This window comes from Variovorax sp. FG153, from assembly GCF_057809595.1.
Genome location: NZ_JBMDKG010000088.1, coordinates 1 through 14,191, shown reverse-complemented (window position 1 = coordinate 14,191; position 14,191 = coordinate 1). Strand labels below are relative to the sequence as shown.

General features: G+C 71.2%; 9 protein-coding genes and 1 pseudogene. 3 read left to right on the top strand and 7 right to left on the bottom strand.

What is annotated here, in order from left to right:
- Positions 1–577, bottom strand: a 577-nt coding sequence (locus ACODT0_RS41835; protein ID WP_489043985.1) for an FMN-binding negative transcriptional regulator, incomplete at its 3' end; no start/stop codon positions are given.
- A gap of 82 nt (positions 578–659) precedes the next feature.
- Between ACODT0_RS41835 and pdxR the strand changes: the two genes are divergently transcribed.
- On the top strand, positions 660–2,114 hold the full coding sequence (gene pdxR, locus ACODT0_RS41830) for a MocR-like pyridoxine biosynthesis transcription factor PdxR (RefSeq protein ID WP_489043984.1): 1,455 nt from the start codon (positions 660–662) through the stop codon (positions 2,112–2,114).
- Here pdxR and ACODT0_RS41825 read toward each other — a convergent pair.
- From ACODT0_RS41825 to ACODT0_RS41800, 6 genes are all read right to left on the bottom strand, one after another.
- Entirely contained in the window at positions 2,105–2,965 is an 861-nt protein-coding gene (locus ACODT0_RS41825; protein ID WP_296729411.1) for an isocitrate lyase/PEP mutase family protein, read from the bottom strand. The two genes, pdxR and ACODT0_RS41825, sit on opposite strands and share 10 nt — an antisense overlap.
- Before the next feature lie 17 nt (positions 2,966–2,982).
- On the bottom strand, positions 2,983–4,176 hold the full coding sequence (gene prpF, locus ACODT0_RS41820; protein WP_296729410.1) for a 2-methylaconitate cis-trans isomerase PrpF: 1,194 nt from the start codon (positions 4,174–4,176) through the stop codon (positions 2,983–2,985).
- Positions 4,177–4,188: 12 nt separating this feature from the next.
- The gene (gene acnD, locus ACODT0_RS41815) at positions 4,189–6,813 is read right to left on the bottom strand and encodes a Fe/S-dependent 2-methylisocitrate dehydratase AcnD (RefSeq protein WP_296729408.1); all 2,625 of its coding nucleotides are present in this window, start codon (positions 6,811–6,813) and stop codon (positions 4,189–4,191) included.
- Between the two features lie 56 nt (positions 6,814–6,869).
- Positions 6,870–7,853, bottom strand: coding sequence for a tripartite tricarboxylate transporter substrate binding protein (locus ACODT0_RS41810; protein ID WP_296729407.1), 984 nt, complete (start codon positions 7,851–7,853; stop codon positions 6,870–6,872).
- A gap of 121 nt (positions 7,854–7,974) precedes the next feature.
- On the bottom strand, positions 7,975–9,132 hold the full coding sequence (prpC, locus tag ACODT0_RS41805; protein ID WP_489043983.1) for a bifunctional 2-methylcitrate synthase/citrate synthase: 1,158 nt from the start codon (positions 9,130–9,132) through the stop codon (positions 7,975–7,977).
- Positions 9,133–9,137: 5 nt separating this feature from the next.
- Complete coding sequence (locus ACODT0_RS41800; protein ID WP_489043982.1) at positions 9,138–9,533, bottom strand: acyl-CoA thioesterase; 396 nt, start codon at positions 9,531–9,533, stop codon at positions 9,138–9,140.
- A 123-nt stretch (positions 9,534–9,656) separates the two neighbouring features.
- Here ACODT0_RS41800 and ACODT0_RS41795 point away from each other — a divergent pair, with 123 nt between their 5' ends.
- Together ACODT0_RS41795 and ACODT0_RS41790 are read left to right on the top strand one after the other, a co-directional pair.
- Positions 9,657–11,096 carry a short-chain fatty acyl-CoA regulator family protein gene (locus ACODT0_RS41795; protein WP_057592600.1) on the top strand — a complete coding sequence of 480 codons (1,440 nt, stop codon included), beginning with the start codon at positions 9,657–9,659 and terminating at the stop codon, positions 11,094–11,096.
- Between the two features lie 294 nt (positions 11,097–11,390).
- A pseudogene (locus tag ACODT0_RS41790) lies at positions 11,391–14,191 on the top strand (hypothetical protein); the annotation flags it as partial.

Here is a 14,191-nt window from a genome sequence, read left to right as displayed (position 1 = left end):
CGCCCCGCGCCACGGCGGCGCCCGCGCGATCGCGCGTTTCCTTGTTCTGGCTGAGCTTCGACTTGCCGACCAGCGAAGTGAGCGCGATCTCGATGCCGACGATGCGGCCCAGCATGTCGTCGATGAAATCGGGCGCCGAGTCGCCCATCTTCCAGGGCCTGGGCTCGGCCGCCTCGTGGCGGCGCGTGAGGCGCGCGACGATGCCGCGCACGAAGCGGTCGTCGTCGCGCACGGTGATCGTGCCGTGCGCATGCACCACCTCGTAGTTCCAGGTCGGCACCTGGCGGTGCAGCTCCTGCTTGCTCGGGAACCAGCTCGGCGAGATGTAGGCCTGCGCGGCGCGGAAGACCACCATCACCTCGGTGCCGGTCGGGCAGCGCTGCCAGACGTCGTTGGCGCGCGCGACGTGCGCCGAGAGCAGGCCGTGCGTGCCGACCTCGGGATCGAACTCGAAGGGCAGGTGGTCGGCGTCCAGCCCGGCGGGGCCGTGCGTGACCAGCATGCCGAGCGGATGCTCGCGGATGACGCGCTGGAGCGCGGCGGGATCGGTGACGGCGAAATGCGCGGGGATGTACATCGGGCGTGGCTCGCAAAGCGTGGGGTGCCTCACTGTCGCCTCGAACCGGCACAATGCGAAGAACCAGTTTTCCACTTTTTGCATGGACCAGTTGTCGCTTCCCCCGGGCCAGGGCGCGGGCCGCCGCATCTACGCGCTGCTGCGCGACCAGATCGCCGACGGCACCCTGCCCGCGGGCGCGCCCGCCCCGTCGACGCGGGCCCTGGCGACCGAGCTCGGGGTCTCGCGCACCACGGTGACCGCGGTCTACGAGCAGCTCGCGGCCGAGGGCTACCTGCTCACCTCGGCGGGCCGCGCGGCGCGCGTGGCGAGCCCGCCGTCTGCGGCCGTGGCACGACCGGCGGCCGCCTCCCGCCGCGCCCGGCCCGCGCCCACGCTGTCGGCCTATGGCCGCCGCATCGCGGCGATGGCGCCACCGTCCGCCGCGCCGAGCGAGCCGCCACGCATCGACTTCCTCTACGGCGCGGTCGCCTCGCGCGACTTCCCCGCGCTGGCCTGGCGGCGCGCCTACCAGGCCGAGCTGCTGCGTCAGCAGCGCAGCCTGAGCTACGCGCCGCCCGAAGGCGACGAAGGCTTGAGGCGCGCGCTGCAGGGCTATCTGCGGCGCGCGCGCGGGCTGGTCTGCGACGCGGGGCAGATCGTCGTGGTGCAGGGCTCGCAGCAGGGCATCGACCTGTGCGCGCGGCTGCTGCTCGATCCCGCCGATGCCTTCGTGTTCGAGAACCCCGGCTACCTGATGGCGCGGCGCTGCTTCGAGGCCACGGGGGCGACGCTGCTGCCGGTGCCCGTCGATGCGCAGGGCCTGGACACGGCCGCGCTCCCGCGCGACGGCCGCGCGCGCCTGGCCTATGTCACGCCCTCGCACCAGTTCCCGCTCGGCGGCGTGCTCGCCATCGGCCGGCGCCTCGAACTGCTGCAATGGGCGCGGCAGCAGCGCGCCTGGATCGTGGAGGACGACTACGACGGCGAGTTCCGCTACGGCCAGCGCCCGATCGATGCGCTGCGCGCGGTCGATGCCGACGGGCGCGTGCTCTACGTGGGCACCTTCTCGAAGGCGCTGTCGCCGCAGATGCGGCTCGGCTACCTGGTGCTGCCGCCCGAGCTGGTGCCGGTGTTCCGCCAGGCCAAGCGCATGGCCGACCGCCATGCGCCGCTGCTCGAGCAGCGGGTGCTGGCGGCGCTGATCGACAGCGGCGCCTACGAGCGCCACGTGCGGCGCGCGCGACGCGAGAACGAGCGTCGCCGCACGGCGCTGCTCGAGGCGATCGCGCGCCATCTGCCGGCCCAGGCGCAGGTCGCGGGCACGGCGGCCGGGCTGCACGTGGTGCTGTGGCTGCCGTGGCTGCGGCCGCGCGACGAAGCCGCGCTGGTCGCCGCCGCGCGGCTGCGTGGCGTGGGTGTCTATCCGGTGTCGCCGCTCTACGCGGGCAAGGCCGCGGGCGGTCGCTGCGGCGGCCTGATCCTCGGCTATGCGAGCCTCACGGTCGAGCAGATCGCGCAGGGCGTGCGGCTGCTGGCCGCGGTGCTTCAGGTGTAGCGCTGCTCCAGCGCGTCCCACTCGGGCTTGCCCACGAGCCGCTGGCGCTCGGCGAAGGGCGTGACCAGGCCGCTGGACTCGCGCACTTCCTTCTCGTCGCGCAGCACGGTCAGCGCCTTCTGCATGCCGGCCACCGCGCCCTGCAGCGCGGCATTGGCATAGAGCACGATGCCGTAGCCGAGCTCGCCGAGTTCGGTCGCGTTGAAGATCGGCGTCCTGCCGCCGATCACCATGTTCATGAGCTGTGGCCGGTCCAACCGTTGAGGCAGCGCGCGGACTTCCTCCGCGCTGGTCACGGCCTCGACGAACAGGATGTCCGCGCCGGCCTCGGCGAAGCGCTGCGCGCGCTCGACCGCGGCCTCGAAGCCATGGACCGCGGCCGCGTCGGTGCGCGCCACGATCAGCAGGTCTGCATCCTGCCGCGCATCGACGGCCGCCTTGATCTTGCTCACGGCCTCCTCGGTGGAGATCACTTCCTTGCCCGAGAAATGGCCGCAGCGCTTGGGCGCGACCTGGTCCTCGAACTGGATGCAGTCGGCGCCCGCGCGCTCGAGCGTGCGCACGGTGTGGCGCACGTTGAGCGCGTTGCCGAAGCCGGTGTCGGCATCGACGATCAGCGGCACCGACACCGCATCGCGGATGCGCGCCGTGTGGTCGGCGATCTCCGACAGGCCCATGAAGCCCTGGTCGGGCATGCCGAACCACATGTTGGTGACGCCGGCGCCGGTGACATAGATGGCCTGGAAGCCGAGGTCCTCGACGACGCGGGCGGAGAGCGCATTGAAGGCGCCCGGAACGATCAGGCCGCGGCGGGCCTCGGCGAGGGATTTGAGTTGCTTGCGGGTGGACATGGGGAGGATCCGTCTTTTCAGAAACTGTCGCCGGGCACGCGCACCCAGCCTTCCATCAATACGCGCGCGCTGCGGCTCATCAGGGCCTTGGTCACGACCCACTGGCCGTCGACCGCGCGCGCCTCGGCGCCGACGCGCAGCGTGCCCGACGGATGGCCGAAGCGCACCGCCTGGCGTTCGCCGCCGCCGGCCGCGAGGTTCACCAGCGTGCCGGGGATCGCGGCCGCGGTGCCGATGGCAACCGCGGCCGTGCCCATCATGGCGTGGTGCAGCTTGCCCATCGACAGGGCGCGCACCAGCAGGTCGACGTCGGCGGCGCGCACCGGCTTGCCGCTGGACGCGACGTAGTCCTTCGGCGGCGCGACGAACGCGACCTTGGGCGTGTGCTGGCGCTTCGCCGCCTCGGCGATGTCCTGGATCAGGCCCATCTTCACGGCGCCGTGCGCGCGGATGGTCTCGAACATCGCGAGCGCCTCGGGGTCGCCGTTGATCGCGTCCTGCAGCTCGGTGCCGCCGTAGCCGATGTCGGCGGCGTTGACGAAGATGGTGGGAATGCCCGCGTTGATCAGCGTGGCCTTGAAGGTGCCGACGCCGGGCACCTCGAGGTCGTCGACGAGCTTGCCGGTGGGGAACATCGCGCCGCCGCCATCGCCCTCCCCTTCGTCGGCCGGGTCGATGAACTCCAGCGGCACCTCGGCCGCCGGGAAGGTCACGCCATCGAGCTCGAAGTCGCCGGTCTCCTGCACCTGGCCACTAGAGATCGGCACATGGGCCACTATGGTCTTGCCGATGTTGGCCTGCCAGATGCGCACGGTGCACACGCCGTCGGGCGGCACGCGGGCCGGGTCGACCAGGCCCTGCGCGATCGCGAACGGGCCCACGGCGGCCGACAGGTTGCCGCAGTTGCCCGACCAGTCGACGAAGGCGCTGTCTATGGAGACCTGGCCGAACAGGTAGTCGACGTCGTGATCGGGCCGCGTCGAGCGCGAGAGGATCACGGTCTTCGAGGTCGACGAGGTGGCGCCGCCCATGCCGTCGATCTGCTTGGCATAGGGGTCGGGGCTGCCGATCACGCGCAGCAGCAGCGCGTCGCGCGCCGGGCCCGGCTGCTGCGCGGCCGGCGGCAGGTCGTGCAGGCGGAAGAACACGCCCTTGCTGGTGCCGCCGCGCATGTAGACGGCGGGAATCTTGATCTGGGGAATGGATGCCATGGTGATGGGTTCTCAAGCGGCCGCGGTGTTCGCGGCCAGGAAGTCTTGCGCAAAACGCTGCAGCACGCCGCCGGCCTCGTAGATGGACACTTCCTCGGCGGTGTCGAGGCGGCAGGTGACCGGCACGCGAAGCTCCTCGCCATTACGCCGATGCACGATCAGCGCGAGGTCGGCGCGCGGGGCCGGCTGGCCGGCCACGTCGTAGGTCTCGGTACCGTCCAGCCCCAGCGTGAGCCGCGTGGTGCCGGGCTTGAACTCGAGCGGCAGCACGCCCATGCCGAGCAGGTTGGTGCGGTGGATGCGCTCGAAGCCCTCGGCCACCACGGTTTCGACGCCGGCCAGGCGCACGCCCTTGGCGGCCCAGTCGCGCGAGGAACCCTGGCCGTAGTCGGCACCGGCCACGATGATCAGCGGCTGGCTGCGGTTCAGGTAGGTCTCGATCGCCTCCCACATGCGCACCACGCGGCCCTCGGGCTCGATGCGCGCGAGCGAGCCCTTCTTCTGCACGCCGTCGACCACCGCCATCTCGTTCACGAGCTGCGGATTGGCGAAGGTGGCGCGCATGGCCGTCAGGTGATCGCCGCGGTGCGTGGCGTAGGAATTGAAGTCCTCTTCCGGCAGGCCCATCTTCGCGAGGTACTCGCCGGCGGCGCTGTCGCGCAGGATCGCGTTCGACGGCGACAGGTGGTCGGTCGTGATGTTGTCGGGCAGGAGTGCCAGCGGCCGCATGCCGCGCAGGGTGCGCGGGTTGGCCGCGAGCGCGCCCACGCCCTCGCTGTCCCAGTAGGGCGGGCGGCGGATGTAGGTGGACCGCGGGCGCCAGTCGTACTGCGGCCTGGCCTTCTCGCCGTAGTCGGCATGGATCGCGAACATCGGCTCGTAGACCCGGCGGAACATCTCGGGCCGCACCGAGGCGGCGACGATCGCATCGATCTCCTGGTCGCTGGGCCAGAGGTCGGCCAGGCGGATCTCCTTGCCGTCGACCACGTCGAGGATGTCGCGCTCGATGTCGAAGCGCATCGTGCCCGCGATCGCATAGGCCACCACCAGCGGCGGCGAAGCCAGGAAGGCCTGCTTGGCGTAGGGATGGATGCGGCCGTCGAAGTTGCGGTTGCCCGAGAGCACGGCGGTGGCGTAGAGGTCGCGCTCGACGATCTCCTGCTGGATCTTCGGATCGAGCGCGCCCGACATGCCGTTGCAGGTGGTGCAGGCGAAGGCGACGATGCCGAAGCCCAGCTGCTCGAGCTCGGCCAGCAGGCCGGCGTCGCGCAGGTAGAGCTCGACGGCCTTCGAGCCCGGCGCCAGCGAGGACTTGACCCAGGGCTTGCGCACCAGGCCCAGCCGGTTGGCGTTGCGCGCCAGCAGCCCGGCCGCGATCACGTTGCGCGGGTTCGAGGTGTTGGTGCACGAGGTGATGGCCGCGATGATCACGGCGCCGTCGGGCATCAGGCCCGCGGCCTCCTGCTGGCGCGCCTCGTGCAGGCCGACGGCGATCTCGCGCTCGGCCAGCTGCGAGGTCGGCAGGCGGCGGTGCGGGTTCGACGGGCCCGCCATGTTGCGCACCACGCTGGAGAGGTCGAAGCGCAGCACGCGCTCGTAGGTGGCGGATGCCAGCGCGTCGGCCCAGAAGCCCGCGGTCTTCGCGTAGGTTTCGACCAGCGCGACCTGCGCGTCCTCGCGGCCGGTGAGCCGCAGGTAGGCCAGCGTCTGTTCGTCGATGTGGAACAGCGCGGCCGTGGCGCCGTACTCGGGGCACATGTTGGAGATGGTCGCGCGGTCGCCGATGGTGAGGCTGCGCGCGCCCTCGCCGTAAAACTCGAGGTAGGCGCCGACCACCTTTTCCTTGCGCAGGAACTCGGTCAGCGCCAGCACGATGTCGGTGGCGGTGATGCCCGGCTGGCGGCGGCCCGTGAGCTCCACGCCGACGATCTCGGGCAGCCGCATCCACGAGGCGCGGCCGAGCATCACGTTCTCGGCCTCGAGCCCGCCCACGCCGACCGCGATCACGCCCAGCGCGTCGACGTGCGGCGTGTGGCTGTCGGTGCCCACGCAGGTGTCGGGGAAGGCCAGGCCGTCCTGCACGTAGACCACGGGCGACATCTTCTCGAGGTTGATCTGATGCATGATCCCGTTCCCCGCGGGGATCACCTCCATGTTGGCGAAGGCGCGCTTGGTCCATTCGATGAAATGGAAGCGGTCCTCGTTGCGCCGGTCCTCGATCTCGCGGTTCTTCTCGAAGGCCCGCGGATCGAAGCCGCCGCACTCCACGGCCAGCGAGTGGTCGACGATCAGCTGCACCGGCACCACCGGATTCACCTGCGCCGGATCGCCGCCCTCGGCCGCGATCGCATCGCGCAGGCCCGCGAGGTCGACCAGCGCGGTCTGGCCCAGGATGTCGTGGCAGACCACGCGCACCGGGAACCACGGGAAGTCGCGATCGCGCCGGCGCTCGGCGATCTGCAGCAGGCATTCGTCGAGGATCGCGGGATCGCAGCGGCGCACGAGGTTCTCGGCATGCACGCGCGCGGTATAGGACAGCGTGTCCCAGGCACCGGGGCGCAGCGCTTCGATGGCGGCGCGCGCGTCGATGTAGTCGAGCGCGGTGCCGGGGAGTTTCTTTCTGTGGCTTGAAGTCATCGTGGGGAAGCGGGCAGGAAAGCGATGCGGCCCCGCTGCGAGGGGCCGCGCGGGGTTCATTCGGAGCGGATGTCGTTGTCCTTCACGACCTTGGCATAGCGCGGGATCTCGGTGCGGATCAGCGCGCCGAACTGCTCGGCGCTGCCGCCGGCCGGCGACACGCCGGTGGGATCGAGCTTCGCCACCAGTTCGGGCGCCTTGAGGCCGGCGTCGAGCGCGCCGTTGAGCTTCGCGAGCACCGACGGCGGCACGCCCCGGGGCGCGATCAGGCCGTGCCAGGCCACCACGTCGTAGTCGGGCAGGCCGCCGCTCTCGGCGATCGAGGGAATGTCGGGATAGGCCTGCAGCCGCTTCGCCGTGGTGACGGCGAAGGCGCGCAGCCGGCCCGACTGCACGTGCGGCATCAGCGCCTCGGTGCCCGCGATCAGCATGTCGACGTTGCCCGCCACCAGGTCGGTGACGGCCGGCCCGGTGCCGCGGTAGGGCACGTGCGTGGCCTTGACCTTCGCCATGCCGAACAGGTACTCGCTCACGATGTGCAGGTGGCTGCCGTTGCCGGCCGAGGCGAAGGTCAGCTTGCCGGGGTTCTGGCGCGCGAAGGCCAGCAGTTCCTGCAGGTTCTTCGCGGGCACCTTCGACGGGTTGACGCACAGCACGTAGGCGCCCTTCGAGAGCTGGATCACCGGCGTCATCTCGGCCACCGGATCGAAGCGCAGCTTGTAGAGCGAGGGATTGACCGTGTAGCTGCCCGCGATCAGCAGCAGCGTGTAGCCGTCGGCCGGCGTGTGCAGCGCGTACTCGGTGCCGATGGTGCCGCCGGCGCCGGGCCGGTTGTCCACCACCACCGACTGGCCCAGCTGCTGGGTCAGCACGTTGGCCGCCACGCGGGCGATGAAGTCGGAGCCGCCGCCCGGCGCGAAGGGGCAGACGATGCGCAGCGGCTTGTTCGGGAAGGCCTCCTGGGCGCGGCTCAGGGTGGCGGCGGGCAGCGTCAGTCCCGCCAGGGCGGCGGTCGAGAAGGCGCGGCGGTTCAGCGTCATGGTCTTGTCTCCAGTGTTGTCGTTCGATGTGGGAGCGTGCCGCCCGCGGGAGGCGGCACCGCGGAGTGTGCTCCGAGCGACATCGACCTGGAAGGACTTCACCGCGCCGCTGCCCCCCGCCTCAGGCGCGCGCCTCGATCGGCACGAACGCCAGGTCCTCGGGGCCGATGTAGTTCGCGCTCGGGCGGATGATCTTGTTGTCCACGCGCTGCTCGATGACGTGCGCGGCCCAGCCGCTGGTGCGCGCGATCACGAACAGCGGCGTGAACATGGCGGTGGGCACGCCCATCATGTGGTAGCTCACGGCGCTGAACCAGTCGAGGTTGGGGAACATCTTCTTGACCTCCCACATCACGGACTCGAGCCGCTCGGCGATGTCGTACATCTTGGTCGAGCCGGCCTCCTGCGACAGGCGCCGGGCCACGCCCTTGATCACCACGTTGCGCGGATCGCTCACGGTGTAGACCGGGTGGCCGAAGCCGATCACCACTTCCTTGGCCTCCACGCGGCGGCGGATGTCGGCCTCGGCCTCGGCCGGGCTGTCGTAGCGTTTCTGGATCTCGAAGGCCACCTCGTTGGCGCCGCCGTGCTTGGGGCCGCGCAGCGCGCCGATCGCGCCGGCGATGGCCGAGTGCATGTCGCTGCCGGTGCCGGCGATGACGCGCGCGGTGAAGGTGCTGGCGTTGAACTCGTGCTCGGCATAGAGATTGAGCGAGGTGTGCATCGCGCGCACCCAGGCCTCGGAAGGCTTCTCGCCATGCAGCAGGTGCAGGAAGTGGCCGCCGATCGAGTCGTCGTCGGTCTCCACGTCGATGCGCTTGCCCTGCGTGCTCCAGTGGTACCAGTACAGCAGCATCGAGCCCAGCGAGGCCATCAGGCGGTCGGCGATGTCGCGGGCGCCCGGCAGGTTGTGGTCGTCCTTCTCGGGCAGCACGCAGCCCAGCGCCGAGACGCCGGTGCGCATCACGTCCATCGGGTGGGCGCCGGCCGGCAGGCTTTCGAGCGCTTCCTTCACGCTCGCGGGCAGGCCGCGCAGCGCCTTGAGCCGTGCCTTGTAGGCCTTGAGCTCGGCGCGCGTGGGCAGCTTGCCGTGCACCAGCAGGTGGGCGATCTCCTCGAACTCGCAGACCTCGGCGATGTCGAGGATGTCGTAGCCGCGGTAGTGCAGGTCGTTGCCGGTGCGGCCCACGGTGCACAGCGCGGTGTTGCCCGCGGTCACGCCCGAGAGGGCGACGGATTTCTTGGGGCGGAAGCCCGCGGGTGCGGTGGTGTCGGTCATGGGGTTCATGCGGTTTCTTCGTTGAGGTAGGCGCGATCGATGGCGGCGGGACGACCGGCGGCGTCGACCGCCACCATCTCGAACACGCCCTTGAGGACTTCTTCGGCCGGTGCGCCCGGCACGTCGGCCAGGCCGGTCACGCACACGGTCATCGAGCTGCGGCCGATGCGGCTGACCCAGCCGCGCAGCAGCAGCTGGTGGCCCACCGGCACCGGCGCGAGGAAGTCGACGCCGGTCACGCCGGCCATCACAACCTCGCGCTGCGCCAGGCCGCGCGCGGCCAGGAAGGCGGCCTTGGTCATCAGTTGCAGGCCCTGCCCGGCGAACAGCGTGCCGCGGTGGTTGGCATGCACCGGCAGCACCAGTTCGCGCAGTTCGGTCGTTCCGGCGGATGTTGTCATGCTTCGCAATCTACGCAGAGAATGCGATTTGCAGAAGGACTGAAAAGGCAAATTCTTGCGAATCCAAATTCTCCAATTTGCAAATTTTGCGAATTTCCCCGCATTCGCAGCAAAGGCGAAACGATGAAGAAGACATTCATGGGCGTGCGCCTGCGCAGCCTGCGCGCGGAGCGCGGCCTGTCGCAGGTGGCGCTGGCCAATGCGCTGGAGCTGTCGCCCAGCTACCTCAACCAGCTCGAGCAAAACCAGCGGCCGCTGACGGTGGCGGTGCTGCTCAAGATCAGCCGCGCGCTCGGCGTCGACATCCAGCAGTTCTCGGAGGACGAGGAGGCGCGGCTGGTCGCCGGCATGCGCGAGGCGCTGGCCGATGCCGCCGAGCCGGTGGCGCTGCCCGAGCTGCAGGAGGTGGCGGCGCAGATGCCCGCGCTGGGTCGCGCGCTGCTGGCGCTGCACCGGCGCAACATCGAGGCGATGGAGCAGCTCGAGACCATGGCGCTGCGCCTGGGCGACGAACGCTCGGGCCTGGCCGCGCCGCGCGCCATGCCCTTCGAGGTGGTGCGCGACTTCTTCTTCGCGCACCAGAACCACTTCGACACCCTCGACCGCGCGGCCGAGGCGCTGGCACGGGAGGCGCAGCAGGCGCAGGCCGCGCCGGGCGCGCGCGAGCACGGCGGCCATCTCGCCGAATGGCTGGTCGAGCGGCTGCGGCAGCGCCACGGCGTGCGCGTGCTGCTGACCGACGACACCGAGGTCAGCAAGCGCCGCTACGACGCCGCGCAGCGCAGCCTGCGGTTGTCGCCCGCGCTCGAGCCGGGCCAGCAGGCCTTCCAGCTCGGCACCCAGCTCGCGCTGCTCGAGCTCGGCGCGGCGATCGACGCGCTGGTCGACGCGCCGCCCTTCACCGAGGACCCGGCCTCGCGCAAGCTGGCGCGCATCGGCCTTGCCAACTACTTCGCGGGCGCGCTGCTGCTGCCCTACGGCGCCTTCCTCGAGGCCGCGGAATCGCTGCGCTACGACATCGACCTGCTCGGCCAGCGCTTCGGCGTCGGCTTCGAGACCGTGTGCCACCGGCTCAGCACGCTGCAGCGGCTGGGCGCGCCCGGCGTGCCCTTCTTCTTCGTGCGCGTGGACAAGGCCGGCAACATCTCCAAGCGCCAGTCGGCCACGCACTTCCACTTCAGCCGCACCGGCGGCACCTGCCCGCTGTGGAACGTGTACGAGGCCTTCGCGCAGCCCGAGCGCATCCTGCCGCAGCTCGCGCGCATGCCCGACGGGCGGCGCTACCTGTGGATCGCGCGCTCGGTCTCGCGCGGCCAGCGCGGCTGGGGCTCGCCGCGCAAGACCTTCTCGATCGGGCTGGGCTGCGACATCCGCCATGCGCCGCGGCTGGTGTATGCGAAGGGGCTCGACCTGCAGGACCCCGAGGCCGCCACACCGATCGGCATGGGCTGCAAGGTCTGCGAGCGCGAGCGCTGCCCGCAGCGCGCCTTTCCGTTCATCGGCGAGGCGCTGGACGTGGACGAGAACCAGAGCCGGTTCGCGCCGTACGGCTTCGAGCGCTGAAGCCGCCGAACGCGAGCAGGCCTCGTCCGGCCTTCTTTCGGCCGCTTCGCCGACACCGCCACGGCCCCCGGAACCTGCCCGGCGTTCCGGGAAAAAAATCGCTCACGTTACGTAACGCGCGGCGAAAAGCCGTGTTACGGATGTTCCCGCCGCGTGTTACCCCGGATGAGAAAAGCCTTTGGAATCAACGAGATAAGGCGGTCGAGATGCCGTAACAGAGGACCGCCATGGCGGCAGCGCAAAGACGGCACGCATGTTGCCCCTGTAGGCCACATCTTTGTCACAGAGGCCGCCATGACTACAACTCAATCATCGACCCCGACGACCCCGGAAACCACCGTGAACGGTGGGGCGCCCGTGGTCCTCGCGCAAGCCACCACCACGCCGATCGCACCGATGGGCTCGACCGCCATGGCGCCTCCCTCCGCACCCGCGGCCGCCGCGCCCGCCAGCATCGGATCGCTGTCGAACGCGACCCCGGGCACGACCATCGTGCGCGACGGCGTGAGCATCCCGGTGGACGGCAACCAGTCGCTGATCGCCGGCGACCGCGTGATCGTTCCCGATGGCGGCCAGGCCAATGTGCTGTTCCCCGGCTCGGCCACCAACAAGGCGCCGCTGGCCGGTGTCTTCGCGGGCGGCACCGATGCCACCGTCACGTCGACCAAGCTGCCGGGCGGCCTCGAGCAGGTCAATGTCGACGTGGCCTCGGGCGATCTCGCGGTCACCCCGCCCGACGCCGACGCCGATGCGGCGGCGCTGGCCGTCACCAAGAAGCTCGCCAGCGGCGGTGGCCTCGGCCTCGGCGAGTTCGCGCTCGGCGCGCTCGGTGGCATCGCGCTGGCCGCGGCCCTGGGCGGCGGCGGCGGCGACTCGACCATTCCCTTCTTCATTCCCGGCGTCGGCGACTCCGACGCGGATGCCGACGCGGACGCGGATGCGGATGCCGATGCGGACGGTGATGCCGATGCCGATGCGGACGCAGATGCGGATGCGGATGCCGACGCTGATGCAGACGCCGATGCGGATGCGGATGCGGATGCGGACGCGGATGCCGACGCTGACGCCGATGCGGACGCCGATGCCGATGCCGACCACCTGCTGGATCCGGGCGACAGCGCCGTCGGCCACGTGGTCGATGCCGTGGACAACACCCTGGGCCTGGGCGGCGCGCTGCAGACGGTGAAGCCCATCGTCAACAGCGTCACCGACGTGATCGACGACGTGCTCGCGCCGATCGCCGGCAACGAGTTCACGCCCAACGATCCCAACGAATTCGATCCCGTGGACAACGTGGTCGACCACGTCACCACCAATCTCGGCGGCGTGCTGTCGCCCGTGGTCGACGGCCTGCTGGGTGGCGGTACCACCGGCGCGATCATCGACACGGTCAACACCCAGGTCGACTACCTGACCGATGCACTGAACAACATCCTCGAGAACGTGCTGGGAAGCGACGGACTGCTGGGTGGCGTGACCACCGGCCTGGGCATCGATGGCCTGGTCGACGGCCTGCTGGGCGACGACGGCGTGGTCGGCCAGGTGCTCGACGGCCTGCTCGGCGAACACAGCCTGCTGGGCGGCCTGCTCGGCGAGGACGGCCTGGTCGGCGGTCTGCTGGGCGACGATGGCCTGCTCGGCGGCCTGCTGGGCGAAGGCACCGCGGTCGGCAGCCTGCTCGACACCCTGCTGGGTGACGGCGGCCTGCTCGGCGGCCTCGGCGGCGAAGACGGCCTGCTTGGCGGCCTGCTCGGCCCCGCGCTGGGCGAAGGCGGCCTGCTCGGAGGCCTGCTGGGCGACGACGGTGCGCTCGGCGGCCTGCTCGGCGAGGACGGCCTCGTGGGCGGCCTGCTCGGCGGCGACGGCGTGCTCAGCGGCCTGCTCGGCAGCGAAGGCCTGAGCGGCGGGCTGCTCGGACCGGACGGCCTGGTCGGCAGCCTGCTGGGCCCCGATGGCGTGGTCGGCAACCTGCTGGCCGACGGTCCGCTGGGCGGCCTGCTCGGCGGTGAAGACGGTCTGCTCGGCGGCCTGCTGGGCGACGACGGCCTGGTCGGTGGCCTGCTCGGCGAAGACGGGCTGCTCGGCGGTGTGCTCGGCGAAGACGGCCTCCTCGGCGCCGGCGGCCCGCTCGGCGGCCTGCTGAGCGACGACGGCCCGCTCGGCGGCCTGCTGAGCGACGACGGCCTGCTCGGTGGCCTGCTGGGCGATGAGGGCCTGGTCGGCGGTCTGCTCGGCGACGACGGCCTGTTGGGCGGCGTGCTGGCCGACGACGGCCTGCTCGGTGGCCTGATCGGCGGCGACGGCCTCGTGGGCGGCCTGCTCGGCGGCGATGGCCTGGTCGGTGGCCTGTTGGGCGACGACGGTCTGCTGGGTGGCCTGCTCGGCGAAGGCGGCATCCTCGGCGGCGTGCTGGGCGAAGACGGCCTGGTCCCGAGCCTGCTCGGCGACGACGGCCTGGTCGGCGGCCTGCTGGGTGGCGACGGCCTCGTGGGCGGCCTGCTCGGCGAGGACGGCCTGCTCGGCGGCTTGCTGGGCGGCCTGGTCGATGGCATCGGTGGCGGCGGTGGTGGCACCGGCGCGCAACTGCTCGACCCGACCGACACCATCGTCGGCGGCCTGGTCGACGGTCTCAACGACGGCCTGCTCGGCGAGCTCGGCCTGGGCGACGTGCTCGCCCCGGTCGTCGGCCTGACGGACAGCCTCACCGACACCGTGAGCGGACTGCTGGCCCCGGTGCTCGGCGACAGCTTCACGCCGAACGACCCGAACGTGCTGGATCCGGTGGACGACCTCGTGAGCCAGGTCACCGGCGGTGTCGGCGACCTGCTGAGCCCGCTGACCGACCAGCTGCTGGGCGCCGGCACCACCGATGCGCTGCTGGGCGCGGTCGGCACGCAGGTCGACTTCCTGACCGATGGCGTGGCGAATCTGATCGGCGGCGATGGGCTGCTGGGTGGCGTGCTGGGTGATGACGGCCTGCTGGGCGGCTTGCTCGGCGGCGACGGTGGCCTCCTGGGCGGTGTCCTGGGTGACGACGGCCTGCTGGGCGGTCTGCTCGGCGGCGACGGTGGTCTCCTGGGCGGCGTGCTGGGTGA

Bases quoted from the DNA above. Each gene is read 5' to 3' on its own strand.
- pdxR (WP_489043984.1), top strand. From the start codon at position 660: ATGGACCAGTTGTCGCTTCCCCCGGGCCAGGGCGCGGGCCGCCGCATC.
- ACODT0_RS41825 (WP_296729411.1), bottom strand. From the start codon at position 2,965: ATGTCCACCCGCAAGCAACTCAAATCCCTCGCCGAGGCCCGCCGCGGC.
- prpF (WP_296729410.1), bottom strand. From the start codon at position 4,176: ATGGCATCCATTCCCCAGATCAAGATTCCCGCCGTCTACATGCGCGGC.
- acnD (WP_296729408.1), bottom strand. From the start codon at position 6,813: ATGACTTCAAGCCACAGAAAGAAACTCCCCGGCACCGCGCTCGACTAC.
- ACODT0_RS41810 (WP_296729407.1), bottom strand. From the start codon at position 7,853: ATGACGCTGAACCGCCGCGCCTTCTCGACCGCCGCCCTGGCGGGACTG.
- prpC (WP_489043983.1), bottom strand. From the start codon at position 9,132: ATGACCGACACCACCGCACCCGCGGGCTTCCGCCCCAAGAAATCCGTC.
- ACODT0_RS41800 (WP_489043982.1), bottom strand. From the start codon at position 9,533: ATGACAACATCCGCCGGAACGACCGAACTGCGCGAACTGGTGCTGCCG.
- ACODT0_RS41795 (WP_057592600.1), top strand. From the start codon at position 9,657: ATGAAGAAGACATTCATGGGCGTGCGCCTGCGCAGCCTGCGCGCGGAG.